This is a genomic window from Chryseobacterium sp. OV279 (assembly GCF_900128945.1).
GTDB lineage: Bacteria > Bacteroidota > Bacteroidia > Flavobacteriales > Weeksellaceae > Chryseobacterium.
In genome coordinates this window covers 44,013-69,539 of sequence record NZ_FQUD01000006.1, presented here as the reverse complement: position 1 = coordinate 69,539, position 25,527 = coordinate 44,013, and the positions used below count along the sequence as shown (strand labels likewise).

The following is a 25,527-nucleotide window of genomic DNA, read 5'->3' as shown; positions in this document are numbered from 1 at the left end:
CTTTTCTCTTTTTTAATAAAATTATGAAATGGAATTTGAAATACAATAACTATATGTTAATTTTTTTCGACATTTATCTTAAAACTAACCTCATCTATTTCGATTTCGTTAAAATTTGAAAGTGAAGATACAATTTCTATTTTATTTGACAAGACCTCTGAAGAAATATATTCCTCATTTTCCTTAACATCTTCAATGAAAGGTGAGTTTTCTTCAATGGAGATTTTGATCCTGTCTGTCAGTTCAAAGTCCTTCTCTTTTCGCAGGTTCTGAATTCTGTTGATGAACTCTCTAGCGATACCTTCAGATTTTAATTCTTCTGTTAACGTCAAATCTAATGCCACAGTTGTTTTCCCATCGGAAGTTACCGTCCATCCCGGGATATCTTTTGTAGAGATTTCCACATCATCAAGGGTGATTTCATACCCCTGAATATCTACTTTTCCGTCTTTTTCAAGACTGGCAATCTGCTCTGTGTTAAGATTCGCAATTGCTCCTCCTACCGTTTTCATGTCTTTCCCTAATTTAGGTCCTAAAGCTTTGAAATTCGGCTTGATTTGTTTTATAATTAAATGAGATGCTTCTTCAGCATTAATCAACTGTAATTCTTTCACGTTCACTTCCTGTTTGATCAGGTCTGCAACAGCTAAGATCTGCTCTTCCGTTTTAGCATCCAGAACCGGAACCAATACTTTCTGTAACGGCTGGCGAACTTTCACGTTCTCTTTCTTTCTCAGGGAGAAAACCATACTCGTGATGTTCTGAGCCAGGTGTGTTTTTTCTACCAGATCCTGATCGATCAGACTTTCGTCCGCTACTGGGAAATCTGTTAAATGCACAGATTCACAGTTCTCTTTTCCGGTTACCTTATTTAAATCCTGATACAGCTGATCCATAAAGAACGGAGCAATAGGCGCAGATAATTTCGCCACAGTTTCAAGACACGTATATAAAGTCTGGTAAGCCGAGATTTTATCATCAGAATATTCTCCTTTCCAGAAACGTCTTCTGCAAAGTCTTACGTACCAGTTGCTCAGGTTATCATTCACAAAGGTGCTGATTGATCTGGCTACTCTTGTTGGTTCGTAATCTTCGTAGAATGCTTTTACCTCTTTAATTAAAAGATTAAGCTCGGAAAGGATCCATCGGTCGATTTCCGGACGGTTTTCCACTTCTTTTTCAGAATAATTGAAGCCATCCACATTCGCATATAGCGCAAAGAATGAATAGGTATTATAAAGGGTTCCGAAGAACTTTCTTCTTACTTCGTCGATTCCTTCGATGTCGAACTTCAGGTTTTCCCAAGGATTCGCATTCGAGATCATATACCATCTGGTAGCATCCGGACCGTATACAGAAAGGGTTTCGAATGGATCTACTGCATTTCCTTTGGATTTTGACATTTTCAGTCCGTTTTTATCCAAAACAAGACCGTTACTCATTACATTTTTATAAGCAACTGAATCAAAAACCGCTGTTCCGATCGCGTGAAGGGTGTAGAACCAACCACGCGTCTGGTCAACGCCTTCTGCGATAAAATCTGCCGGGAACGCTTTATTGTTGTCAATTAATTCTTTATTTTCAAAAGGATAATGCAACTGGGCGTAAGGCATCGAACCTGAATCGAACCAAACGTCGATCAAGTCACTTTCACGCTTCATTGCTCTTCCTGAATCTGAAACTAAAACTATTTTGTCTACTACATTTTTATGAAGATCCACCAGTTCATAGTTCTGCTCAGACATATTTCCGATCACAAAACCTTTGAACGGATTCTCTTTCATAAATCCAGCCTCAATAGATTTTTCTATTTCGTTGTATAACTCCTCTACAGATCCGATGATCTTTTCTTCTTTAAGGTCTTCAGTTCTCCAGATCGGTAACGGAATTCCCCAATATCTTGAACGGGATAAATTCCAGTCGTTTACGTTTTCAATCCAGTTCGCAAAACGTCCTTCTCCCGTAGATTTAGGCTTCCAGTTGATTTCTTTATTTAAATCGACCAATCTGTCTTTCACAGAAGTCATTTTTACAAACCATGAATCCAGCGGATAGTATAATACCGGTTTGTCAGTTCTCCAGCAGTGTGGGTAACTGTGGACGTATTTCTCTACTTTGAAGGCTTTATTTTCAGTCTTCAGAACGATGGCAAGTTCCACATCCCATGATTTCTCAGGCGCGGTTCCATCATCGTAATATTCGTTCTTAATATATTTTCCTGAGAATAATTCAGGAACATTTTCTCCTTTGATAAATCTTCCCTGCAAATCTACCAGCGGAACCAGATTATCATTTTCGTCTTTGATCAACATTGGAGGAATGCCGGCTTCTTTGGCCACTCTTGCATCATCCGCACCAAAAGTAGGCGCGATGTGAACGATACCGGTACCGTCCTCAGTGGTTACAAAATCTCCCAAAATCACTCTGAAAGCTTTTTCAGGGGAATCATTAGGGTTAAACCAAGGGATTAACTGCTCATATTGAGCTCCGGCAAGCTTTTCTCCTGTAAATTCTTTGACAATTTTGAAAGGAATCACTTTGCTTTCTGCTGTATAACCAGCGAAATCATCATCCGTTCCTTCTGTATATTTCTTACCGAATACTTTAGGTAAAAGAACTCTGGATAAAACAATAGCGATCGGTTCAAATGTATATTGGTTGAATGTTTTAACCAAAACATATTCAATATCTCTACCTACAGCCAATGCTGTGTTGGATGGTAAGGTCCATGGAGTGGTCGTCCAGGCAAGAATGCTTACCTCTCCTTCCACATCACTAAATAATTCGGAAGATTCTTTCTTTACTTTGAACTGAGCTACAACGGTAGTATCAGAAACATCGTGATAAGTTCCCGGCATATTTAATTCCGCAGAAGAAAGTCCTGTTCCTGCTTTCGGAGAATAAGGCTGGATCGTGTAGCCTTTGTACAATAATTCTTTATTATACAACTGCTTCAGCAACCACCAAACCGTCTCCATATATTTTGACTTATACGTGATGTACGGATCTTCAAGATCTACCCAGTATCCGATTTTTTCCGTAAGGCTGTTCCATACGTCTGTATATCGCATTACTGCTTCACGACAAGCTTTATTGTAGTCTTCAATAGAGATTTTTTTGCCAATATCCTCTTTAGTAATTCCTAATTCTTTTTCTACGCCCAGTTCTACAGGAAGTCCATGTGTATCCCAGCCCGCTTTACGGAAAACCTGTTTCCCGTTCTGAGTCTGGTAACGACAAAAAATATCCTTTAATGCTCTGGCCATAACGTGGTGAATTCCGGGCATACCGTTTGCTGAAGGCGGACCTTCATAAAAAACAAACTCGGCATTACCCTCGCGAATCTCAACACTTTTACTGAACGTTTTATTCTGTTTCCAAAACTCCGATACATTCTCGGCTATGTCAATAAGGTTGAGGTTTTTGTATTCTTTAAATTGGCTCATTGTAAATATCTCAATATCGTTGATTAATTAAGTCTGCAAATTTACTAAATTTTGTCGGTTTATAATATATGTTTTATTTAGCTTATATCTATTAAAAAGTTCAATTTCAGAAATATAAATAAAGGAAGCGGTGAAATGTGAAATGTGAATGGTGAATACGTCAATTTTTCATGTGAATTTTATAACATTTTTTTAATCATTTTTCAGGAATAATGACGGCCTTGGGCTCACTTAATAAAGCCTAAACAGTAAAAGAATTTACACGATCATCAGTGTCCATCTGTGTAATCAGTGGTTAATAAAAAAGTTCACAGCTTTTACAGGATATTGAATTTTTTATCTGTAGTAATCTACATGGTATTGGAGTATCATATTCAATAGGAGCGGGCTTCAGCCCGCTTAAAAAATAAATGCTCCATCCTCAGGCTTTAGCCAAATTTTAACCAAAAAAATATTCAGTTTATAAAAGCAACCCGTTCTTCACACAGTCATTCGTGTAAATCCGTGCTATCCGTGGTTAAAATAAAATCATTCCTCATAAAGGCGAACAAAAAATAATAAGAACCCTATGTAGTATAATTTAAAATTTTGTAAATTTAAGTAACCCCCAAACCCAACCACTGCATGAAAGTCCTTTCTAAAATTGTATTCATTGTTTGTTTCATCAGTACGATTATTCTATCGGCTCAGAAAAACTATCCGCAAAATTATTTCCGGAATCCACTCAATATTCCCATGCAGCTGGCGGCCAACTTCGGAGCGGTCCGTTCCAATCATTTTCACATGGGACTGGATTTACGGACCAACAGCCAGGAAAACCTATCCGTTGTTGCGGCGGCAGATGGTTATGTGAGCAGAATAAAAGTAGAAAGATATGGCTTTGGGAATGCGGTTTATATTACCCATCCGAACGGGTATACTACTTTGTATGCCCATTTGAATAAGTATTATGACAAACTGGATGAATTTGTAAAAGAAAGACAGTATAAAGACGAAAAATGGGAGCAGGATATCACATTTTCTCCCGGGCAGTTTCCTGTAACCAAAGGACAACTCATTGCTTTGAGCGGAAATACCGGAGGTTCAGCCGGCCCGCATCTGCATTTTGAAATCAGAGATACAAAAACGGAAGAATGCATCAATCCTTTGCTTTTCGGATTTAATATTCCGGATGGTATAGCACCGATTATCAGCGGACTTTATTGGTATGACCGACGTTTCAGTACCTATGAACCCGGTGCCAACGGAATTGCTGTGAAAAAAGCCGGCGGTACATACACAACTGACGTAGTGCAGGTAAGTTCACCAACGATAAGCTTTGCAATAAAAGCAGTAGATAAAGCCAATCAGGGATTTAATCTTGGAATTTATCATGCAGAATTATTAATGGATGACCGCCTGATTTACAGCTTTTCCATTGATCAGGTGAGTTATGATGATACCCGTTATATCAATGGATGTATCGATTATACCAGGTTTGCAAAAGATAAAATAAGCATTCAGCACTTATCTTCTTTACCGGGTATGAAACTGACAAATTATAGCCAGCCGGATTTAAATGGTGTGATCACGCTTCAGGACGAAGACATTCACGATATTGAAATTATTTTAAAAGATGTCAATGGAAATACAAGCCGTCTGAAAACAAAAGTGCGGTTAAATAAAAATTCAGAAGCAATTCCGCAAACGGGAAAAACAGTATCGCCCAACCAAGGGAAAACGATTGCGAGTGAAAACGCTGAGATCAGTTTCAGTAAAAATGCAGTGTATGATGCCGTGAATTTTCAAATGTCTGAAAAGCAGGCTACCAATGCAGATGGAGTCTCAAATACAATTGTTCTGCAATCTCCCTACATTCCGGTGCATGATGATTACACCTTAAAAATAAAACCCAACAGAAAATTAACGGGTGAAGAAAAAGGAAAGACAGTTGTTCTTTTTGATTATGGAAGCGATACAAAGGTGATCAAAGGAAAGTGGGACGGTGATAGAATGGAAACACAGTTCAACAGATTGGGAACAGCCACATTGCTATTGGATCAAAGTTTACCGTCTGTCTCTCCGGGTTGGAAAGACGGAGCCCTTATAAACAGCAGCTTTTTGAAGTTAAGCGGAAAAACTAAAATTGGAGACATCATATCTTTCCGTGCAGAGCTGGATGGGAAATGGCTTCGTTTTGCCCGTGTAAAAGATGATTTTTTCTATGTTTTTGATGAAAAATTTCCTAAAAGTTCAGGTTTACATACTTTAAAAGTCACCACAACCAATACCGCTGGGAGCACAAATACACAAACTTTCACCTTTCAGCGTTAAAATGATGAAGCAGTTGGATTTTTAATCTTTTAATCATTCCATCTTTTAATTTTAATTAAATAAATTTGTTCCTTAAAATTAAAATCATTGGAATTCTATCCGGACATCGAAAGATCAGACCTTCAGGACATCAAAAAGTTTCAGGAGCACAAGCTTCAGGAACTTCTCTCTTATCTTGAAAAAAAATCACCTTTTTATCAGAAACTGTTTCAGGAAAACGGAATCAGTATCTCGGATATTCAGACATTGGAAGACCTGCGGAAAATTCCCACAACCACGAAAGATGATTTGCAGCAGCACAACCACGATTTTTTCTGTATTCCGCCGGATAAAATTGTAGACTACAGCACCACTTCAGGAACGTTGGGTGATCCGGTTACGTTCGGGCTGTCCGACAGCGACCTTGAAAGGCTGGCTTACAACGAAGCAATTTCTTTTGCCTGTGCAGGAATTCAGAAAGGAGATGTTGTGCAGATGATCACTACCATTGATAAAAGATTTATGGCCGGTCTGGCTTATTTTCTGGGATTGAGAAAAATGGGCGCCAGTGTGGTCAGAATGGGACCCGGTATTCCTGAGTTGCAGTGGGATTCTATTTTCAGATACAAACCCAAATATCTGATCACCGTTCCATCTTTTCTATTAAAGATGATTGATTATGCAGAAAAACATGGCGTGGATTATAAGAATTCCAGTGTCTATGGAGCTATCTGTATCGGTGAAAGCATCAAAAATCAGGATTTTACAGACAATATTCTTTCACAGAAGATCAAAGAGAAGTGGAATATCAAATTATTTTCCACTTACGCTTCCACAGAAATGAGTACAGCCTTCACGGAGTGTGAATTTCAAACCGGAGGACATCAACATCCGGAACTGATTATCACAGAAATTCTTGATGATAATGAAAATCCTGTGGCGGAAGGAGAAAACGGCGAGCTTACGATCACCACTTTAGGTGTTGAAGCCATTCCTTTATTACGTTTCAAGACGGGAGATATTGTAAAAGCACACAACGAACCTTGCCGTTGTGGAAGAAACACGATGAGGCTCGGCCCTGTTGTCGGAAGAAAACAGCAGATGATCAAATATAAAGGAACAACGCTGTATCCGCCGGCGATGACTGATATTTTAAATGATTTCAATACTATTTTGTGCTATCAGATCGTTATTCAGTCTAATGAAATCGGACTGGATGAAATTATCATTAAACTCAGTACAGATCAGGATCAGGAAACCTTTGTGAATGAAGTCCGCGACCACTTCCGCGCAAAACTCAGGGTAAGCCCAAAAATTGAAATCATAGACTTCGATATTCTGTCCAAAACTGTTTTTAATCCGAACAGCAGAAAACCGATTACATTTATCGACTTGAGATAAAAATCAAATTTTTCACCTATTAAATTAAAAAAAATAAACAATGAAAAAATTATTATTGCTACTGTTTATGGCAGTGGCAACGACCACTTTCGCACAGGAAAAATTCAATGTTGTCTCAGGAAATTTTCTTGCTTTAAAAGATCAAACAGAGGTAAATGTGGAACTGAAGTTTGAAAATGTATTATTTATGAAAGAAAATATTACAGAAGCTCAGTATCTTGAAAACAGGAAAAAACAAGTTCTGGAAAATCCTAAAAGAGGAGAAGAAGCATGGAAGAAATGGATTGAGGAATGGGAGAAATATAAAAATGAAAACTATGCAGATTATCTGATCAAAGGATTAAACAAATCCTATAAAAATATTTCATTTAAAAAGAACAGTTCTGCAAAATATACCTTGTTGCTGGAAACAAAATGGATCTTTCCGGGCTGGCACGCAGGATTAACCGCAATGAGTGCAGAAATAACAGGTAAGATAAAACTGGTGGAAACGGGTAATCCTTCAGTTGTTTTAGCCGAAGTAGAACTTAATAAATTTGATAAATTTGTGAATAATAAAGAGTTCGTAATGGAATATGGGAGAATTGCCGCTGGTTATGAATCTGCCGGAAGATATGTAGGAAGAGAAATAAAAAAAGCTTTAAGATAAAATAAAAACGGTCTGAAATTCAGACCGTTTTTTTTATGATTGTTCCTGCTGTTGCTGTTTTTCAAGCTTAATCAGGTTGGCAAGATTTTTAATAACCGTATCGTGTTTCTTGACAAACGGATTGTCTTTGTTCCAGACATAACCGGCTAATACTGCACAAATTTTCTTTTTAACCTCCGGGTTCTCCGGCTGATGGAAAAATAATTCCTGTAGGTTTCCGGTATACCATTCCTTTACATAGGTTGTAAATACATCTACGCCATAAAGAATATAATCTGTGTATTCCGTCTGCCAGTCGATCTTCTCGCCGTTCAGCTGTCGTAGAGCCAGTTTTGCAGCCAGCATTCCTGATTCCGTAGCAAAAGCCATTCCCGATGAGAACACCGGATCAAGGAACTCAGAAGCATTTCCGGTAAGCGCATATCCGTCCCCGAATAACTGTTTTACCGAGCAAGAATAATCTTTCAGATGTCTTGGTTCAAAAAGAAAATCTACACCTCCGAAACGTTTTACATAATAATCAGATAGTGAAATTGCTTTTCTTAAAGCTTCTGCAGTATCACCGTTTTCAGAAAGTTTGTCGATGTATTCCGTAGGACCTACAATCCCCACACTCGTATTGCCGTTGGAGAAAGGAATCACCCAAAGCCATACTTCAGTTTCTATAATATCAAAAGAGATCAGTGTTCCCTCTTCACCTTCCTCTCTGTTAATGTCTTCTACGTGGGCAAAAATAGCAGAATGCGGAGAAAGTTTGGAAGGTTTTTCAAGATCAAGAAGTCTCGGAAGCACTCTTCCGTATCCACTGGAGTCGATGACGAATTTAGAATGAATCTCTTTTGTTTCGCCATCCTTTGTTTTTACAGTCGTGATAGAATCTGTACCGTTAAACTGGATGTCAATGACTTCAGTTTCAAATTCAAGATCGATGCCTTTGTTGATCACTTCCTGGGCAAGAGTATTATCAAAATCAGCTCTCGGAACCTGCCAGGTCCAGTCCCAGCCTTCTCCGAACTTATCACTGAAATCAAAAATGCAGACTTCATCACCCCGTAAAAAACGGGCGCCCAGTTTTTTTTCAAAGCCCATTTTATCCAAAGCAGGAAAAAGTCCGGCCTCGTCAAAATGATCCATTACCCTGGGAATTAGGCTTTCACCTACTACAAGTCTGGGGAATTTTGTCTTTTCGACCACTTTTACGTTGACATTGTTCTTCTTTAAGTATGAAGAAGATACGCATCCGGAAGGCCCAGCCCCGATTACGAGAACATCAACAAATTCTTTGCTCATCTTGATTTTTTATTTTAATAATAACTTCTATCTTTGCCGCAAAATTAGTGACAATTAATTAATATTTTACAAAATTATCAACTATTACTTTTAATTGATGAAAATAAATAGCTTTTTAGAACTGAAGGATTTTCAAAAAATTATCATTGAGAACGAAAAAATTGAACTGGACGAAACACTTTTAGATAGAGTGGAAACAAGTTTTCAGTTTTTAAAGGAATTTTCGCGAAACAAAGTAATATATGGTGTGAATACCGGATTCGGGCCTATGGCTCAGTTCAAAATCAGTGATGAGGATACGCACCAGCTTCAATATAACCTGATCAGAAGCCATTCTTCAGGGATCGGGAACCCGTTGCCTGCCCAGGAAGTAAAAGCCTGTATGCTGGCAAGACTCAATACCCTTTCACTTGGAAATTCCGGCGTTAATCAGTCTGTTGTTCATTTACTTAAAGAATTGATCAACAGGGATATTACACCGTTGATCTTTGAGCACGGAGGAGTAGGCGCAAGTGGAGATTTGGTACAGCTTGCCCACCTTGCTTTGGTGCTGATAGGAGAAGGAGAAGTATATTATAATGGCGAAAGAAAAGCGACAAAAGATGTTTTTGAAGCAGAAGGATTAGAGCCGATTAAAGTAGAGATCCGTGAAGGACTTGCTTTGATGAACGGTACTTCCGTGATGTCCGGGATAGGAATTGTAAATGCCTATAAAGCGAATCAGCTGACCGATATTTCAATCAGACTTTCTTGCGCGATTAATGAAATCGTTCAGGCATATGACGACCACCTTTCGGAAGCGTTGAACGGGACGAAAAAACATTACGGTCAGCAGAAAGTAGCCGAGAGAATGCGTGCCCATCTGGCAGACAGTCAACTGATCAGAAAAAGAGAAGATCATCTTTATACTCATTTTGAAGAGCAGGAAAAAGTATTTAAGGAAAAAGTTCAGGAATACTATTCATTAAGATGTGTTCCACAGATCTTAGGACCTGTTTTGGATACTTTGGAATATACTGAGAATGTTCTTGAAAACGAGATCAATTCAGCAAATGATAACCCGATTATTAATGTAGCAGACAAACACGTTTATCACGGAGGAAATTTCCACGGAGATTATATTTCATTGGAAATGGACAAACTGAAAATCGTTGTTACCAAGCTTACGATGCTGGCAGAAAGACAGTTGAACTACCTTTTAAATGCAAAGATCAACGAAATCTTGCCTCCTTTTGTAAATTTAGGTAAATTAGGGTTCAATTTCGGAATGCAGGGCGTTCAGTTTACAGCGACATCTACTACGGCAGAAAGTCAGATGCTGTCAAATTCCATGTATGTACACAGTATCCCTAATAATAATGATAATCAGGATATTGTAAGCATGGGAACCAATGCTGCGGTGATCTGCAGAAAAGTGATCGAGAATGCATTTGAGGTATTGGCGATTGAAGCGATTACCATCATTCAGGCTATTGAATATCTTGGATTTCAGGATAAAGTTTCGTCTTCTACCAAAGAACTGTATGACGAAATAAGAAAGATTATTCCCGCTTTCTCAGATGATATGGTGATGTATCCGTATCTGGAGGAAGTGAAAAAATATTTAAAGGCAATGTAATTATCAGAGATGATGAATTGTCATATACTTAAGGATTAAAAATTAGCTTAAAAAAAACTAACACTAAGACATGAAATGTGCAATCGTAACAGGCGGATCCAGAGGAATTGGAAGGGCAATCTGTCTAAAACTGGCAGAAGAAAAGAACTATCATATTTTAATTAATTATACTTCCAATGATACCGCAGCAAAGGAAACTTTAGCTAGAGTACAGGAATTGGGTGCTACAGGAGAGCTCCTAAAATTTGATGTAGCCAATGCCGAAGAAAGCCTGAATGTTTTGACCCAATGGCAGGACAGCAATCCGGACGCTATCGTTGAGGTGATTGTCAACAACGCAGGTATCACGAGAGACGGATTATTCATGTGGATGCAGAGTGAAGACTGGAACAGTGTCATTAACACCAGTCTGAACGGTTTTTTCAACGTTACCAATTTCTTTATCCAGAAACTTCTCCGCAATAAATACGGAAGAATCATCAATATGGTTTCAGTTTCCGGAGTAAAAGGAACGGCAGGACAGACCAATTATTCTGCAGCAAAAGGGGCTTTGGTAGGTGCTACAAAAGCTTTGGCTCAGGAAGTCGCGAAAAGAAATATCACAGTAAATGCCGTAGCTCCAGGATTCATCAGAACAGATATGACCCAGGACTTCAATGAAGACGAACTTAAAGCGATGATTCCGGCCAACAGATTTGGAGAAGCCGAAGAAGTTGCGGATCTGGTTGCGTTTTTAGCGTCAAGAAAAGCATCATACATTACCGGTGAAATCGTGAACATCAACGGAGGAATTTACTCTTAAATAATAAAAAATAATGTAACAATATAGCACTGTACCAGTGTAGCAATTTGGCTTTGAGATCAATATAATTGTTACATTGTTATACGGATACATTGTTACATTTAAATATAAAGACATGGAAAATAGGGTTGTAATTACCGGAATGGGAATTTATTCTTGCATCGGGACCTCTTTGGAAGAAGTCAAAGAATCCCTATATCAAGGAAAATCCGGTATTGCTTTAGTACAGGAAAGAAAAGAATTCGGATTCAGGTCTGGTCTTACTGGGGTAGTGCCGAAACCGGATCTTAAGAATCTGCTCAACAGACGCCAGCGTGTAAGCATGGGCGAGGAAAGTGAATATGCTTACCTTGCGACCAGCGATGCGCTAAAACAGGCAGGCATAGATCAGGATTTCCTGGACAGCCATGAAGTGGGGATTCTATACGGAAACGACAGTGTTTCTCAGGCAGTCGTAGAATCTATCGATATTGCAAGAGAAAAGAAAGATACGACATTGATGGGGTCCGGAGCGATCTTTAAATCAATGAATTCTACAGTAACAATGAACCTTTCAACCATTTTTAAACTGAAAGGAATTAATCTTACCATCAGTGCAGCGTGTGCCAGCGGCTCACATTCTTTGGGACTGGCGCATATGATGATCAGCAATGGTTTTCAGGATATGATTGTCTGCGGCGGGGCTCAGGAAACGAACAAATACTCAATGGCAAGTTTTGACGGACTGGGCGTTTTTTCTGTGAGAGAAGACGAACCTACCAAAGCATCAAGACCTTTTGATTCAGGAAGAGACGGACTGATCCCAAGCGGAGGAGCAGCCAGTCTTGTGGTGGAAAGTTTAGAATCTGCACAGCGAAGAGGAGCTACCATTCTTGCAGAAATCGTAGGATATGGCTTCTCGTCAAATGGCGGACACATTTCAACACCCAATGTGGATGGTCCGGCTTTAGCTATGAAGAGAGCCCTGAAACAATCCGGATTAAAAGTTGAAGATATCGATTATATTAACGCTCATGCGACCTCTACACCCATTGGAGATGCCAATGAAGCCAAAGCGATTCATGAGATCTTCGGAAGCGAGATTCCGGTAAGTTCTACCAAGTCTATGACCGGTCATGAATGCTGGATGGCAGGAGCAAGTGAAGTCGTTTACTCCATTCTGATGATGCAGAATAATTTCGTTGCACCGAACATCAATCTGGAAAACCCTGACGATGAGGCGAAAAAGATAAATTTGGTCTCAAAAACGAAAACTCAAAAAATTGACGTATTTTTGTCGAATTCTTTCGGATTTGGGGGAACCAACTCCGCATTAATAGTTAAAAAATTTGATTAAAAACATGGAAAGGGAAAAAATTGTTGACATCGTTAATGATTTCTTAGTAAACGAATTTGAGGTAGACGGCGATGAGATCAGTAATGACGCCAACCTGAAAAAGACGCTTGGGCTGGACAGCCTGGACTATATCGACATGGTCGTAGTGATTGAATCTAATTTCGGAGTAAAATTAGGTGAGGCAGATTTTAAAAAAATGGTCACATTTGATGATTTCTATACGACGATTGAGCAGAAGATTGCTGAAAAAAACGCATAAGCTATCGATTGAACTTTATTCTTTTTAATAATGTAACAATAAAACAATGTACCAGTGTAACAATACCTTCACCCGAAATATTGTTACACTGGTACATTGATAAATTGGTAAACTAAGATATGAACAAGTGGAAAGGTAAATCTAAAGGAACCATACTGGGATATAAAATATTCGTCTGGTGTATTAGAAATATCGGGATCCGGAGTTCATATGTTGTCCTCTATTTCGTAGCGTCCTATTACTTTTTATTCTTAAAAAAGAGCAACCGCTACATTCTTTATTATTTTCAGAAAAGACTCGATTACGGATACTGGAAATCCAAAGCCAGTGTATTCAAAAGCTATTTTACTTTTGGAAAGGTTTTGATTGATAAAACCGCAATTTCTGCCGGTTTAAGGGAAAAATACACCTACGAATTCGATGGTATAGAAAATCTCAGAAACCTTTTGGCGGAAAAAAGAGGTGGAGTTCTTATCAGTGCCCACATCGGAAACTTTGAAATTGCAGAACATTTCTTTGCCGATATTGATTTCGACTGTCAGATCAACCTGGTGACTACAGATCAGGAAGTAACGGTCATCAAAGAATATCTCGAAAGCGTTGCCGTCAAACAGAGCAATATCAAATTCATCTACGTCAAAGACGATATGTCGCATATTTTTGAGATCAATAAGGCTTTGTCAGATAACGAATTGATCTGTTTCACCGGAGACCGCTATTTCGAAGGTTCAAAATTTCTTGAAGCCGATTTACTGGGGAAAAGTGCTAAATTTCCGGCCGGTCCGTTCCTTATTGCTTCACGTCTTGGCGTTCCCGTGGTCTATGTGTACGTGATGAAAGAAAAAAATCTTCATTACCACCTGTATGCAAGGGTGGCACAAAACATTAAAAACCGTGATTCTCAGGGACTTCTCAATTCTTACGTACAGAATCTGGAATCTATGATCAGAAAATATCCCCTTCAATGGTTCAATTATTTCGATTTTTGGGATGATATTGATTAATTTTTCTAATTTTATCCCTGAAAACTAATTAATAAACTCAAATCGTTAAATAAATTCGGGAATTGGATATTTGAACCTCTCATTTAGGTTTAAATATAATTTCTAAATCTCAGGATTTCTTAATTTTTGAAATAAAAACACACATCTTTTCTCCTTTTGAAAAAAGAATACGACATACTTGTAATCGGTAGCGGATTGGGAGGTCTTGTTTCGGCTCTAATTTTGGCGAAAGAAGGTCTGAAAGTCTGTGTCCTAGAGAAAAACAACCAGTATGGCGGAAATCTCCAGACTTTTTCACGCGATAAGCTGATCTTTGATACCGGAGTCCATTATCTGGGAGGCCTTTCAGAAGGGCAGAATCTTCACCGCTTTTTTTCCTATCTTGAAATTATCGAGGATCTGGAACTTCACAAGATGAATGAAGACGGCTATGACCGGATTTCGTTTGGTGAAGAAAGCATAGAATATCCCCATGCGCAGGGCTATGAAAACTTTGTTGAACAGCTTACATCCTATTTTCCCAACGAAAAACAAAACTTAGAGAGCTATTGTGATGAGATCCAGTATGTCTGCGCGCAGTTTCCAAGGTATCAGGTGGTAGGAAAAGACAGCTATAATGAAGAGATTCTTCACCTCAATACCAAAAGATTCATAGAGTCTGTGACCCAGGATAAAAAGCTGCAGGCCGTATTGCTTGGTTCCAATTTTTTATATGGCGGTGATTCAGAAAATATACCTTTCTACGTTCATGCCCTTACGGTGAATTCTTATATTCAGAGTGCCTATAAATGTGTCAAAGGCGGAAGTCAGATCACCAAGCTCCTGATTAAAAAGCTTCGTCAATATGGAGCAGAAGTTCACAAACATTCTGAGGTTTCCGAATTCATCTTTAATGAAAACAATGTTCTCTCTTCTGTGAAAACAAAGGATGGAAAAGAATATGCAGCGAAAAAATTCATCTCCAACATAGAAATCCGCTCTGCGATGAAACTAATGGGAGAAGACCGGTTGAGAAAATCCTTTTCCAACAGAGTCATGAGCTGGGAGCCTGTTTCTTCATGCTTTAGTGTCTATCTGGTATTAAAACCGCATTCTTTTCCGAATTTTAATTACAACATCTATCACTATTCATCGGAAGAAATGGTCTGGAATGCATTCCGTTACCGTAAAGAAACCTGGCCGGAAACCTACATGCTTTCCTCCACGCAATCCAAACATCATCCTGATTATGCAGAAAGCCTTACAGCAATCTCATATATGGACTTTGATGAGGTGAAATCCTGGGCGAAAACGATCAATACGGTGGCAGAAGAGCATGAAAGAGGATTAAAATACGAAGAGTTCAAGCTGGAAAAGGCAGAGAAAATGATCTCAGCGTTAGAAAAGAAAATTCCAAATTTAAGACATTCCATAAAAAGCATCTATACTTCCTCACCGCTGTCTTACAGGGACTATATCGGCAGTTTTGAAGGAAATATGTACGGATACATGAAAAATTCGGATAACCCGTTAAAAACAATGGTTTCGCCGCGTACCAAGACCGATAACCTGTTCCTTACCGGACAGTCTGTGAATATGCATGGAATTCTGGGCGTAACAATCGGCGCATTCAACACCTGCGCAGAAATTCTCGGAAAAGAAACGATAGACGATCGTCTGAAACAAATGATCAAAACTCATGAAAATAAATAACAGACTCGCTGCAGCGTTCCGGGGAATTCAGTTTTTCCTGCTCCTTTCCCTTTTGTCGTGTGGCGTTTCAAGATCGGTTCATCATCTTCCGGATATCAGCAGATATGCTTTGGAAACTCCGATAGTCAGTAAGATCAATGATTCTACGTTCAGTTTCAATCGGAATTATTTAACCAAAAATAAACAACAGCTCTGGGAACTTTATATCAAAGGAAACCCTTTACAGCTGGGCTATAACAATGGAGCTCTGACTCAAAATCTGATGCAGCAGCAGGAACAGATCTTCTTTTCCAAAGTGGAAGGTTTTGTTCCTTCGAAGTTTAAACAAAAGCTGCTTCGTGGTTTTTTAAAATGGTACAACAGGAAAATGTATCTGAATGTACGGGAAGATGATCAGGCTGAATTATACGGTTTGGCGAAGTATTCATCGGATCAATACAATTTTATAGCACCCAAATATCTTCGGAACCTGTATCTTCATGGCGCTCACGATATTGGTCATGCCATGCAGGATTTGGCGATGGTAGGCTGTACTTCACTCGCGGTCTGGAATGAAAATACAGAAGACGGCGAGATGCTAATCGGAAGAAACTTTGATTTCTATGTAGGAGATGATTTTGCTAAAAATAAACTGATTGAATTTGTAGAACCGGATACCGGAATTCCATACATGTCCGTAAGCTGGCCGGGAATGATAGGCGTAGTTTCAGGGATGAATAAAGAAGGAATTACAGTAACCATCAATGCCGGAAAATCTAAGATTCCTCTGACTGCCAAGACTCCAATCTCTCTCGTAACGAGGGAAATTCTGCAGTATGCAAAAAATATTGACGAGGCCATTGCCATTGCAAAAAAAAGAAAAGTGTTCGTTTCCGAATCTATTCTGGTGGGAAGTGCTCATGATAAAAATGCAGTGATTATCGAAGTTTCCCCAAAAAATTTCGGAGTTTATAGAGTTGAAAATACAAGCAAGGTTTTCTGTACCAATCATTTCCAGTCTGAAGCCTATAAGGACGATAAAAGAAATCAGAAACATATCATAGAAAGCCATTCCGAGTATCGCTACGAAAAACTTCAGGAACTTCTTGAGGAAAAGAAAAAACTCAATCCTGAAAAAATGGCCGCTATTTTACGGGATAAATCCGGTTTAAATGATGAAAAGATAGGTTACGGAAATGAAAAGGCGATCAATCAGCTGCTGGCTCATCATGCCGTTATCTTTTCACCTGAAAAAAAACTGGTTTGGGTTTCTTCCAATCCTTATCAGCTGGGAGAATTTGTATGCTATGATCTCAATGAAATCTTTTCCGGTAAAAGGGCAGCGGAAAGCTTACAGGCAAAAACAGTACTGAATATCGCCAGAGATCCTTTTGCAGATTCTCAGGAATTTGAGAACTATGAAATGTATAAAATGATGAGCGAAGAGGTGATTGCTGCGACAGACAGTAGAGATATATTCCTGACAGACGATTTCATTCCTCATTATCAGTCTTTGAATCCTGATTTCTGGTTAGGTTATTACCAGGCAGGCCAATATTATTACAGTAAAAAAGAGTTTGCCAATGCAAAGGCAGCTTTTGAAAAAGCTCTGACAAAAGAAATTACCACAGTTCCGGACCGGAAAGATGTGGAAAAATATCTCAAGAAGACTCTAAAAAAATTAAAATGATCCCAAAACATATAAAACTGCTGTTCTGCATCCCTTTTATCATCATTATCGGCTACACTGCGTACCTTCTTACCAGATACAGTGCTATTCCGGATATTATTCCAATTCATGGATATGGAGGGAAGAATGACGGATTCGGTAGTAAACTGTTTCTTTTTGCACCTATTGTCTTAAATCTAATCATTTTAGGCTTTATATGGATGATCATCAGAAAACCGGATAAGATCAAATTTACTTTTGAAGTGAAAGAAGAGGATAAGGAAAAAACCTCTTATCAGTATCAGCTGGTTTTAATCATTCTCGCCATATTTGTTACATTGATTCTGAGTCCGTTATCTTTTTCAGATGTCGTCTTTAAGTAATTCACTGAATGAATAAGATTTATTTTTAGAAGCAGAAATAAGTAATATTTGCATCTGAAATTTCCTTTTTGCTTCATATAATAGAATGCTTTTTTAAGTTTTTGTGTAAATAATGTAACATTTTGTTATTTTTACTACTAACTAGGGAAGTTATCTAATCAATATTTTGTTAAAAAGTAAATCATATGAAAAGAATTCGACTAAGTGTTAAGTTTTTATTGCTTTGTTCTTTTTTTGGTTTTGGCGCATTGTCTGCCCAAAAGCATGAACAGGTAATAAAAGATTATGTTAATTCCGAAAAGACATTTCAAAGAATAAACCCTGAACTGAAAGCATTTACCATCGTGAATGTGGATCCGTCAAAAAGTTTAAATGGTGACATTGTTGGAATCCAGCAGACGATCAATGGAGTTCCTGTCTTTGGAAGTTCAGCTAATGTTCTGATCAGAGAGGATAAAGTATTGAGTTTTGCAGATACTTTTCTTAAAACTTATCCTTCCAGCGTAAAAGGCAAGCAGAGCGCACAAAAAGATATACTTGTAGCGAATGCCGCAAAAGAATTGAACGGGCTTACTACTGCAAAGAACAGTGAAGGAAAAGAAGAGCCTATAAAAACTAAGCTGGTTTATTTCGCGAAAGGCGGAGAACTGGTCCTTGGATATTTGTTTAATGTAGAGGAGAAGGGAAGCGGTAATCTTTGGAGTTTGGTCATCAACACAGAAGATGGATCAGTTTTATACCGTGAAAATCTTACTATCTCATGTAATTTCCATGATGGAAATCATGAGCATCTTCCTACAGAATTACATCAGACAGAACTGGATAGCCAGCCTTCTGTACTTCCTGCTTACATAAAGCAAGAGAATAATGGCATGAATAAGAATTTTGTTCTGGCTCCCGACAACGCCTCTTATAACGTACTGCCTTTCCCTGTAGAAGCACCTTCTTTTGGGGCAAGAGCACTGCTGAATAATCCTTGGGATCTCACAGCTTCTCCGGAAGGATGGCATTCTGACGGAACCAATCATTATACCAACACCAGAGGGAATAATGCCTACGCATATACCGACGAAAATAATACCAATACGGTTCAGTTTTCTGCTGATGGTGGAGCTTCAAGAGCTTTTGACTTTCCAATGGATGTGACACTGCCGCCTCAGAACTATACCTCTGCAGCAGTGACTAATCTATTCTATGTCAACAATAAAATGCATGATGTATTTTATAAATTAGGGTTCACGGAAACAGCCAGAAACTTTCAAACCAATAACTTTGGAATAGGAGCTACAGGAAATGATGCTGTTTTAGCTGAAGCCAGAGACGGTGGAGCATATAATAATGCGAATTTTCAGTCACCTGCAGACGGATCCGCACCTAGAATGCAGATGTACCTATTTGAGCCTACACAGATGCAGAATCTTTTCTACAACTCGCCATCGGCTTATACAGCGAGAATCCCTATAAGCAAAACAGCACAGTTTGGTCCAAGACTTGAAGGGAATGCTCCAGTAACCGGAGATTTAGCACTTTCTACTCCTGCAGATGCGTGTACCGCCGTTGCAGCGGGAAGCTTAACGGGTAAAATAGCTGTAGTAACTGCTGCTACCTGTGGTTTTGCGGTGAAGACTAAAAATCTGCAGAATGCCGGGGCTATAGGAGTCGTACAATATCATCCCAACAGTGATACACCAATACCTTTAGGAGGTACTGATGCTACGATTACGATCCCTACCATTATGATCGGAAAAACAGAAGGACAGTTTTTAACGGCTGAAATTACTAATGGGGCAACGATTAATGCAACATTAAAATATGATAAATTAAATTACGTTTATAAAGACGGAAGCTTAGACAACGGTGTTGTAGCTCACGAATATGGTCATGGGATCACCAACCGTATGACGGGTACAGGGAACAACTGTTTAAATTTCGGAACGTCCAATGAGCAAATGGGAGAAGGATGGTCTGATTTCTTTGCCCTGATGCTGACTAACAAGCCGGGAGACAATGCTTCTGTTCCTAGAGGTATGGCAACCTTTACAGCAAGTCAGACTACCGACGGAGCAGGGATAAGACCTGCAAAATATTCACCTGATTTTGCTATTAATAATTTTACATACGCAAGAACCAACGGGATGAAAGTAAATGATATTCTTGGTGGAGTTCTTCCTGTTACAAGAGCAGATGTTCACAGCATCGGATTTGTATGGGCAACGATGCTTTGGGATCTTAATTGGAAATATGTAGAGAAATACGGATATAACAGTAATGTTTTGGCCGATCCTAACAGTGGAAGTGCAAGAGTGCTGCAGTTGGTTGTTGATGCTCTAAAATTACAGCCTTGTAACCCTAATTTCATACAGGGAAGAAACGCTATCTTAGCTGCTGATCAGGCTAAAACCAATGGTGCAGATAAATGTCTGATATGGAAAGTATTTGCCAAAAGAGGTTTAGGTGTTAATGCAGCTCCTGGCGGATTGACAGGTGTATGGCAGGGATTCAACCAGCCGGCTCCGGACTTAAGCGACCAGGTTGAAGACTTTACCATCCCTGCAGAGTGTGGTGTTCTTGCAGTGAATGAAGCCGCTTCCAACACCAAAGGAATATCCATCTATCCGAATCCGGTGAAAACTGAATTTACGATCAAAACCCCTTCAGGAATGGATCTTTCAGGAATCACTACGGTTTCAGTGTATGATTTTACAGGGAAACTGGTTTCTTCAGAGAAAATCAATCTTAATAAGCAGACTACAGTAAATGTTAATACCCTGCTGAACGGTGCTTATATGGTGACCATCAAAGGCAACACCATTGATTACAGCCAGAAAATTATTGTTTCAAAATAAAAGTAGAATAATAACAATATAGAGAGGAAAGTCCTGGAGCTCAGCTTCAGGGCTTTTTTGTTGTAGAATTTATTTCCGGGTTTGAGAGTATTTTTGTTGCTAGTTGCTAGTTGCTAGTTGCTAGTTGCTAGTTGCTAGTTGCTAGTTGCTAGTCTTTAAGCTTAATGCAAAAGGTCTTACGTCTGAAATCTGAAATCTGACATCTTGGTTCTTGACTCTTACACCCCCTACTCATTCTCCGGATTCAGTTTATTCAGGAAAAAAAATGTTGCAATGCCGCAGAGTGCAGACATAGAGGTGGCCAGAATAGCACTTCCGATCACATATTGAAGCAGGTTATTCTTGATCAGTTCAAAATTGAGTTCGCTGCTTAAAATATTACTGTCGCCGTGTACAAAAGGAGAACCTAAAAATAGAGAAGCTGCAATAACAAAGGGAATAAATGGCGGAAGACTTACGTTGGATGCCACAAAAGCCAGAACTTTATTCAGTTTAAACAGAACAGATAGCGAGATCACAAGAAGCGTATGGAATCCCCAGAAGGGAGAAAATCCTATAAATACGCCCAACGCAATAGAAAACGCCTTCGTACGGTTGCTGCCGTCACTTTCAAGGACATCTTCCTTGATGAATCTTTTAAAGCTTTTTTTTTTGAAATTATTCACGAAATTTCGCGGAATAATGTACAGCAGTGTGATTGTTACCAAGATAGTATTCAGAATACTGATCCGCGTAAAATCTTTGAACGGCCTGAAATGAGAAACCCTTTCTGCTGGATCATATAAAACCTTGATCGGAACATTTTTTACAGGAACGTGCCTCCAGGCAGTTCTTACAATGATCTCGATTTCAAATTCAAATTTTGGAGTGAAATATTTCTTGGGAATTTTTAATAACGGATATAACCTGTAACCGGATTGGGTATCTTCCAGTTTAATTCCGGTCTCAAACCAAAACCAGAAATTGGAAAACCTGTTCCCAAAGCTACTTTTTTTCGGAATTCCGTCCTGTGACATATTCCGGTTTCCGATCAGAAGAACATCATGTTTTTCCTGAATTAAAGCTTCCACAAATACAGGAATGTCATCCGGATAATGCTGCCCATCAGAATCAATGGTGATGGCATAATGATAACCCAGCTCTTTGGCTTTTCTGAAGCCTATTTTCAGCCCGTTTCCTTTGCCTTTGTTCTCAGGCAGGGAAATAACGGTTATTTGGGGATAATCAGTTAAAATATGTGCAGTAGAGTCGGTAGAACCGTCATTGACCGCAATAATATTGTCGGTGTAGCCCAAAACACCGTCTATTACCCTTCTCAGGGTTTTTTCATTGTTGTAAGTAGGTATTAAAATGCAGATTTTTTTCTCAATCACTGCATTTTGTACTTCTTGAAGGGTCATTGTTTTATTTTATAGTGGCTCTTTCTGCCTCTGAAAAGGATTTGGACTGCATTGCAAACTTCTTCACATAGCTTTTCAGGGCTGCATTCTGCTTGCTGTAATTATTGATCAGAAATGCCTTATCATCTTTGATACTGCCTCTGTAACCTACTATTTTCGGAATATTTTCCTGAACACTCAGTCTGATCAGTCGCAGTTCTATATTGTTCGGGTTACTTTTGATAATGCTTTCAAGGCTTGTTGCACCGGTTTTTACAAGTGCTTTTCTGTTCTTTTTAGTAATCTTAGCTTCCATAATCTGTGCAGCAGCTTTATAGCCTGTAGTCACGGCATCCGAACCGGATTGTTTTTCTGCAAGATTGATGAATGCTTCCGTATTGTCATTGGACTGATTGGCCTTTGCATAGCTGTTTCTTAAAGACTCAAGATCAGTCTGGAAGAAAAAGATAAAAGCGGTTACGAGAGATAAGAGAAGTTTCATGATCTTATTTTTTATAGCTTACAGACATTTTCAATGCAATAGTCTCGCCAAAAGAAGTGATGTTTTTTACTTTAATATCTTCTTCATTTTCAGTAATATCCAGCTGAAGTTTCAGATCCGGCGTCTCAAAAGGATTGATAATGGCCATGAACTTTACATTCGAGGCTGTTTTTAAAAATAATTTTGAACCGGTAAATTCTTCTGTTAGCTCTTTTACGATCTGCATCATACAAACTCCCGGCGTCACTGGATTACCCGGAAAATGGCCTTTAAAAATATCGTGATCTTTATTCAGATGAATGTTGGCAGTGAAACTTCCATGGTCTCCCTTTTCAAAAGATTCTAAAGTGTAAAAGTCTGTAAGAATGGTCTGCATACAATTATTTTTTCGTGTTAAAGGTATAATAAATACCTGTTTGGAATGTCACATTCGTCTGATCGCTCTTGATGTGTACAAAACCTTTTTTAATTCGGGCTTCTACGCCAAAGTTTTTCGTAATGTCATATCCTGCTCCAAAAAGCAGTCCTAAATCTGCATCAGTAGGCGATTCAATGTTTTTATGATCAGTAAGAAGCTCTAAAGTAGGTCCGAAATGAATATTAAATTTATCAAAATAAAATTTATTCACTACCGCTGCTCCCACATAAGAAACACTTACAGTCTTTGAGGCTACAGCCGGGTTCTGGCTTTCGTATTTCGCTCCCTGACGCGTATAGTAAACTTCCGGTTGAAGAGCATAGAATTTAGCAAATCGGATATTAGCCTGAAAACCGATATAAAAATCAATTTTCGACTTTATATCATAGGTGTTGCTTCCGTTATAATAATAGTTTTGACTATCCACATAATACCAGTAGTCGTGAGCAGGACCATCAGAAAAATGGGCGATATTAGCCCCCACTCTGATTCCCGGATTGAAAGTTACCTGTGCAAAAGACAGGCTTGAAATGAATAGGACAGCTGATAGTAGAAATTTGTTCATGTTAATTCTGTTCGGTTTCAGTTATTTGAAATAGTTTTATATTGATCTTAAAGTCCTTGTGTTGCAGGTTTAAGCTATCCGCGAAGATATGTTTTTTTGCTGCAAAACTGAAATCGATTTTTTCCTTATTGTTTTTCGTGTAAATGATGTTCTTCAGCAGTCCGTCTTCCTTATTGAAAAACAGATAGTAAGCCCTTTTGTCAGCTTTGGAAAGATAGATTTTAGAATGATCGTTTTCAAAAGATTCATTCACCGGAAATTTCCTTTTCAGCAGCTCCCGGAAGTCGTTCTTTAAAAAATTAATCACAATCCTCTTATCAAGATCCGGAAGGACATAGTTCAATTTAAAATCATTCTCAGAAATCTCGAAATCAATTAATTTATTTCCAAAATCTGAAGTCATGGCCACGCGGTGAGTCGTTTCACTCAGTTTTTTAATGATCAGAATTCCGCTTACATGATTCTTATAAATATCCATTTGGCATTTATACACATAATCTTCACCAGAAGAAAAATATAAATTTTCAACCGTTTTCTCAGCACTCTGAACCGGTTTTGCATCTGTCAGCTGGTAGCTTTTACACGAAACCAACAGCAGGAAAACCAGACTATAAACTAAACTCTGAAGCTGCAATCGCTGCATTGATCTTGGTATTTTTGAATACAATATTCGTCGTGTCTCCCGAGGCTTCCGTCATATTCACCTGTGAAACCGTTGACTGGTTTTTTGGAAAATGAAGTTCAATCTGTTTGATGTATTTCAACAGCTGGGCAGATTTCGGAGTGAATTTGGCCACATTGAAATTTCCGTTTTTATAATAGGACACGGTAAATTCAGGATCGCTGAACATTTTTCCGTTTGAACTTCCTACAATCAGCTTATTGATCTTCTCAAAGGTCTTACTCTTGGCATCTACTGACGATTTTTTCCCCTGATCATTGATGAAAATTTTACCTTCTTTAAAAACAATGCTGTACTGATAAGGTTTTGTATACTTCCAGCTCAGCATATTCGGTGATTTCAAAGACATTTTTCCGTAGGTAACAATGCTTTTATCAAGAAAATCCATCTTTTTGGTCTGGGTAAAATCGCTCTGAAGGGTTTTGATCTCCTGGGTTTCAGAAGACACTTTCGTTACAAATGCTTTAGCTTCTGCGCCGGACATCGCGGTCATCTGCGCAGAAAAGAAGCCTGAAATGAATATAAATGCGCCTAAAACAATATTTTTAATCATTTTTATTTGATTTTGTTAATTGAATCGACCGTAAACGTCGAATGTTTTTTCTCCTTCAAAAATAACAATAAATCGACCAATATGTTGTACGTCTTTTCAGAGGTATCATGAAGAAGGATAATGCTTCCTTTCTTCAGGCCTTTGGTTACTTTTTTATAGATTTTCTTTTTATCGTCTGTAACCGTATCCAGTGAACGGACATTCCAGCCGATGCTTTTTTTATGAGTTCTTTTAATGGCCTTGGCGATGCTCGGATTCGTAACACCGAAAGGAGGTCGGTACCAATCAGTTTTAATCTGACCGGTTTTTAAGATGATTTCGTCACATTTTTCAATCTCCTCTGTCATTTTTGAGGCAGACAGAAAGCCTGTATTGTTAGAATGCGAAAGCGTGTGATTTCCGATGGTGTGGCCTTCAGCAATAATCCGCTGAAAAGTTTCCGGGTATTTTTCGATCTGTTTTCCGATACAGAAAAAAGTAGCTTTTACCTGATGTTCTTTAAGCAGATCTAAAAATTGGGGTGTAAATTCAGTCGGTCCGTCATCGAAAGTCAGGGCAACTTCATTGATTTTCGTCCTTTTATGGGTAATGCTGTTCACAAAATACCCCAGCGTAATATCAAATGATCCCCAAACCACTACGAAAGAAAAAGCCAGAAATCCAGCCAGATAAACCCAGATACTTCCATGAAACGCATAAATAAATACGTTGCAGAAAAGATAAAATAGAATAAATGGATAGTGCTTCATCTTCCGGTATTTT

The 25,527-nt window shown here is 38.7% G+C and carries 21 protein-coding genes; 12 read left to right on the top strand and 9 right to left on the bottom strand.

Features of this window, described 5'->3' with window-relative positions; genetic code table 11:
* Positions 1–56 precede the first annotated feature (56 nt).
* Positions 57–3,446, bottom strand: coding sequence for an isoleucine--tRNA ligase (gene ileS, locus BUA72_RS22965; protein WP_072925520.1), 3,390 nt, complete (start codon positions 3,444–3,446; stop codon positions 57–59).
* Positions 3,447–4,070: 624 nt separating this feature from the next.
* Here ileS and BUA72_RS24765 point away from each other — a divergent pair.
* From BUA72_RS24765 to BUA72_RS22950, 3 genes are all read left to right on the top strand, one after another.
* Complete coding sequence (locus BUA72_RS24765; protein ID WP_072925517.1) at positions 4,071–5,759, top strand: M23 family metallopeptidase; 1,689 nt, start codon at positions 4,071–4,073, stop codon at positions 5,757–5,759.
* Positions 5,760–5,846: 87 nt separating this feature from the next.
* Positions 5,847–7,139, top strand: coding sequence for a flexirubin biosynthesis putative acyl-CoA ligase FlxY (locus BUA72_RS22955; protein WP_072925515.1), 1,293 nt, complete (start codon positions 5,847–5,849; stop codon positions 7,137–7,139).
* A gap of 40 nt (positions 7,140–7,179) precedes the next feature.
* On the top strand, positions 7,180–7,788 hold the full coding sequence (locus tag BUA72_RS22950) for a hypothetical protein (protein ID WP_072925513.1): 609 nt from the start codon (positions 7,180–7,182) through the stop codon (positions 7,786–7,788).
* 33 nt (positions 7,789–7,821) lie between these two features.
* Here BUA72_RS22950 and BUA72_RS22945 read toward each other — a convergent pair whose 3' ends face one another.
* Positions 7,822–9,078: an NAD(P)/FAD-dependent oxidoreductase gene (locus BUA72_RS22945; protein ID WP_072925510.1), complete on the bottom strand. Its 1,257-nt coding sequence runs from the start codon at positions 9,076–9,078 to the stop codon at positions 7,822–7,824.
* A gap of 97 nt (positions 9,079–9,175) precedes the next feature.
* On the opposite strand from BUA72_RS22945, the gene hutH reads away from it, so the two are divergent.
* The 9 genes from hutH (at position 9,176) to BUA72_RS22900 (ending at position 20,666) form a co-directional block, all read left to right on the top strand.
* Positions 9,176–10,696 carry a flexirubin biosynthesis tyrosine ammonia-lyase FlxA gene (hutH, locus tag BUA72_RS22940; protein ID WP_072925508.1) on the top strand — a complete coding sequence of 507 codons (1,521 nt, stop codon included), beginning with the start codon at positions 9,176–9,178 and terminating at the stop codon, positions 10,694–10,696.
* Between the two features lie 70 nt (positions 10,697–10,766).
* Positions 10,767–11,498, top strand: coding sequence for a flexirubin biosynthesis SDR family reductase FlxB (fabG, locus tag BUA72_RS22935; RefSeq protein WP_072925505.1), 732 nt, complete (start codon positions 10,767–10,769; stop codon positions 11,496–11,498).
* A 115-nt stretch (positions 11,499–11,613) separates the two neighbouring features.
* Positions 11,614–12,834 (top strand): beta-ketoacyl-[acyl-carrier-protein] synthase family protein, encoded by a 1,221-nt coding sequence (locus BUA72_RS22930; RefSeq protein ID WP_072925802.1) that lies wholly within the window; start codon positions 11,614–11,616, stop codon positions 12,832–12,834.
* Positions 12,835–12,838: 4 nt separating this feature from the next.
* Entirely contained in the window at positions 12,839–13,093 is a 255-nt protein-coding gene (locus BUA72_RS22925) for an acyl carrier protein (protein ID WP_034727052.1), read from the top strand.
* 119 nt (positions 13,094–13,212) lie between these two features.
* A complete protein-coding gene (locus BUA72_RS22920; RefSeq protein ID WP_072925502.1) occupies positions 13,213–14,097 on the top strand; it encodes an LpxL/LpxP family acyltransferase in 885 nt (294 codons plus the stop codon).
* 156 nt (positions 14,098–14,253) lie between these two features.
* Positions 14,254–15,789: a phytoene desaturase family protein gene (locus BUA72_RS22915; RefSeq protein WP_072925500.1), complete on the top strand. Its 1,536-nt coding sequence runs from the start codon at positions 14,254–14,256 to the stop codon at positions 15,787–15,789.
* A complete protein-coding gene (locus BUA72_RS22910) occupies positions 15,776–17,458 on the top strand; it encodes a C45 family autoproteolytic acyltransferase/hydolase (RefSeq protein ID WP_072925498.1) in 1,683 nt (560 codons plus the stop codon). The genes BUA72_RS22915 and BUA72_RS22910 overlap by 14 nt, the downstream gene beginning before the upstream one ends.
* The gene (locus BUA72_RS22905; RefSeq protein WP_072925495.1) at positions 17,455–17,820 is read left to right on the top strand and encodes a DUF1648 domain-containing protein; all 366 of its coding nucleotides are present in this window, start codon (positions 17,455–17,457) and stop codon (positions 17,818–17,820) included. The genes BUA72_RS22910 and BUA72_RS22905 overlap by 4 nt, the downstream gene beginning before the upstream one ends.
* Before the next feature lie 185 nt (positions 17,821–18,005).
* Complete coding sequence (locus tag BUA72_RS22900) at positions 18,006–20,666, top strand: T9SS-dependent M36 family metallopeptidase (RefSeq protein ID WP_072925493.1); 2,661 nt, start codon at positions 18,006–18,008, stop codon at positions 20,664–20,666.
* A gap of 227 nt (positions 20,667–20,893) precedes the next feature.
* Here the strand turns inward: BUA72_RS22900 and BUA72_RS22895 are convergent, their stop codons facing one another.
* The 7 genes from BUA72_RS22895 to BUA72_RS22865 are packed head-to-tail and all read right to left on the bottom strand — an operon-like array spanning position 20,894 to position 25,514.
* A complete protein-coding gene (locus BUA72_RS22895) occupies positions 20,894–22,066 on the bottom strand; it encodes a DUF2062 domain-containing protein (protein WP_072925491.1) in 1,173 nt (390 codons plus the stop codon).
* A gap of 4 nt (positions 22,067–22,070) precedes the next feature.
* Entirely contained in the window at positions 22,071–22,547 is a 477-nt protein-coding gene (locus BUA72_RS22890) for a hypothetical protein (RefSeq protein ID WP_072925488.1), read from the bottom strand.
* Between the two features lie 4 nt (positions 22,548–22,551).
* Positions 22,552–22,923, bottom strand: a complete 372-nt coding sequence (locus tag BUA72_RS22885; RefSeq protein ID WP_083544283.1) for an ApeI family dehydratase — start codon at positions 22,921–22,923, stop codon at positions 22,552–22,554.
* A 4-nt stretch (positions 22,924–22,927) separates the two neighbouring features.
* Positions 22,928–23,530, bottom strand: a complete 603-nt coding sequence (locus BUA72_RS22880) for an outer membrane beta-barrel protein (RefSeq protein ID WP_072925485.1) — start codon at positions 23,528–23,530, stop codon at positions 22,928–22,930.
* A gap of 1 nt (position 23,531) precedes the next feature.
* Positions 23,532–24,173, bottom strand: a complete 642-nt coding sequence (locus tag BUA72_RS22875) for a flexirubin biosynthesis protein LolB2 (protein ID WP_072925482.1) — start codon at positions 24,171–24,173, stop codon at positions 23,532–23,534.
* Complete coding sequence (locus tag BUA72_RS22870; RefSeq protein WP_072925480.1) at positions 24,139–24,765, bottom strand: flexirubin biosynthesis/transport protein LolA2; 627 nt, start codon at positions 24,763–24,765, stop codon at positions 24,139–24,141. Before BUA72_RS22870 ends, BUA72_RS22875 begins: the two co-directional genes overlap by 35 nt.
* Before the next feature lie 2 nt (positions 24,766–24,767).
* Positions 24,768–25,514 (bottom strand): polysaccharide deacetylase family protein, encoded by a 747-nt coding sequence (locus BUA72_RS22865; RefSeq protein ID WP_072925477.1) that lies wholly within the window; start codon positions 25,512–25,514, stop codon positions 24,768–24,770.
* Positions 25,515–25,527: the final 13 nt, after the last annotated feature.

Excerpts from the sequence above, each read along its gene's own strand:
- hutH (WP_072925508.1), top strand. The coding sequence starts at position 9,176 with ATGAAAATAAATAGCTTTTTAGAACTGAAGGATTTTCAAAAAATTATC.
- BUA72_RS24765 (WP_072925517.1), top strand. The coding sequence starts at position 4,071 with ATGAAAGTCCTTTCTAAAATTGTATTCATTGTTTGTTTCATCAGTACG.
- BUA72_RS22890 (WP_072925488.1), bottom strand. The coding sequence starts at position 22,547 with ATGAAACTTCTCTTATCTCTCGTAACCGCTTTTATCTTTTTCTTCCAG.
- BUA72_RS22900 (WP_072925493.1), top strand. The coding sequence starts at position 18,006 with ATGAAAAGAATTCGACTAAGTGTTAAGTTTTTATTGCTTTGTTCTTTT.
- BUA72_RS22905 (WP_072925495.1), top strand. The coding sequence starts at position 17,455 with ATGATCCCAAAACATATAAAACTGCTGTTCTGCATCCCTTTTATCATC.
- BUA72_RS22895 (WP_072925491.1), bottom strand. The coding sequence starts at position 22,066 with ATGACCCTTCAAGAAGTACAAAATGCAGTGATTGAGAAAAAAATCTGC.
- fabG (WP_072925505.1), top strand. The coding sequence starts at position 10,767 with ATGAAATGTGCAATCGTAACAGGCGGATCCAGAGGAATTGGAAGGGCA.
- BUA72_RS22945 (WP_072925510.1), bottom strand. The coding sequence starts at position 9,078 with ATGAGCAAAGAATTTGTTGATGTTCTCGTAATCGGGGCTGGGCCTTCC.
- BUA72_RS22910 (WP_072925498.1), top strand. The coding sequence starts at position 15,776 with ATGAAAATAAATAACAGACTCGCTGCAGCGTTCCGGGGAATTCAGTTT.
- BUA72_RS22885 (WP_083544283.1), bottom strand. The coding sequence starts at position 22,923 with ATGCAGACCATTCTTACAGACTTTTACACTTTAGAATCTTTTGAAAAG.
- BUA72_RS22930 (WP_072925802.1), top strand. The coding sequence starts at position 11,614 with ATGGAAAATAGGGTTGTAATTACCGGAATGGGAATTTATTCTTGCATC.
- BUA72_RS22875 (WP_072925482.1), bottom strand. The coding sequence starts at position 24,173 with ATGCAGCGATTGCAGCTTCAGAGTTTAGTTTATAGTCTGGTTTTCCTG.
- BUA72_RS22920 (WP_072925502.1), top strand. The coding sequence starts at position 13,213 with ATGAACAAGTGGAAAGGTAAATCTAAAGGAACCATACTGGGATATAAA.
- ileS (WP_072925520.1), bottom strand. The coding sequence starts at position 3,446 with ATGAGCCAATTTAAAGAATACAAAAACCTCAACCTTATTGACATAGCC.
- BUA72_RS22870 (WP_072925480.1), bottom strand. The coding sequence starts at position 24,765 with ATGATTAAAAATATTGTTTTAGGCGCATTTATATTCATTTCAGGCTTC.
- BUA72_RS22925 (WP_034727052.1), top strand. The coding sequence starts at position 12,839 with ATGGAAAGGGAAAAAATTGTTGACATCGTTAATGATTTCTTAGTAAAC.
- BUA72_RS22880 (WP_072925485.1), bottom strand. The coding sequence starts at position 23,530 with ATGAACAAATTTCTACTATCAGCTGTCCTATTCATTTCAAGCCTGTCT.
- BUA72_RS22865 (WP_072925477.1), bottom strand. The coding sequence starts at position 25,514 with ATGAAGCACTATCCATTTATTCTATTTTATCTTTTCTGCAACGTATTT.
- BUA72_RS22950 (WP_072925513.1), top strand. The coding sequence starts at position 7,180 with ATGAAAAAATTATTATTGCTACTGTTTATGGCAGTGGCAACGACCACT.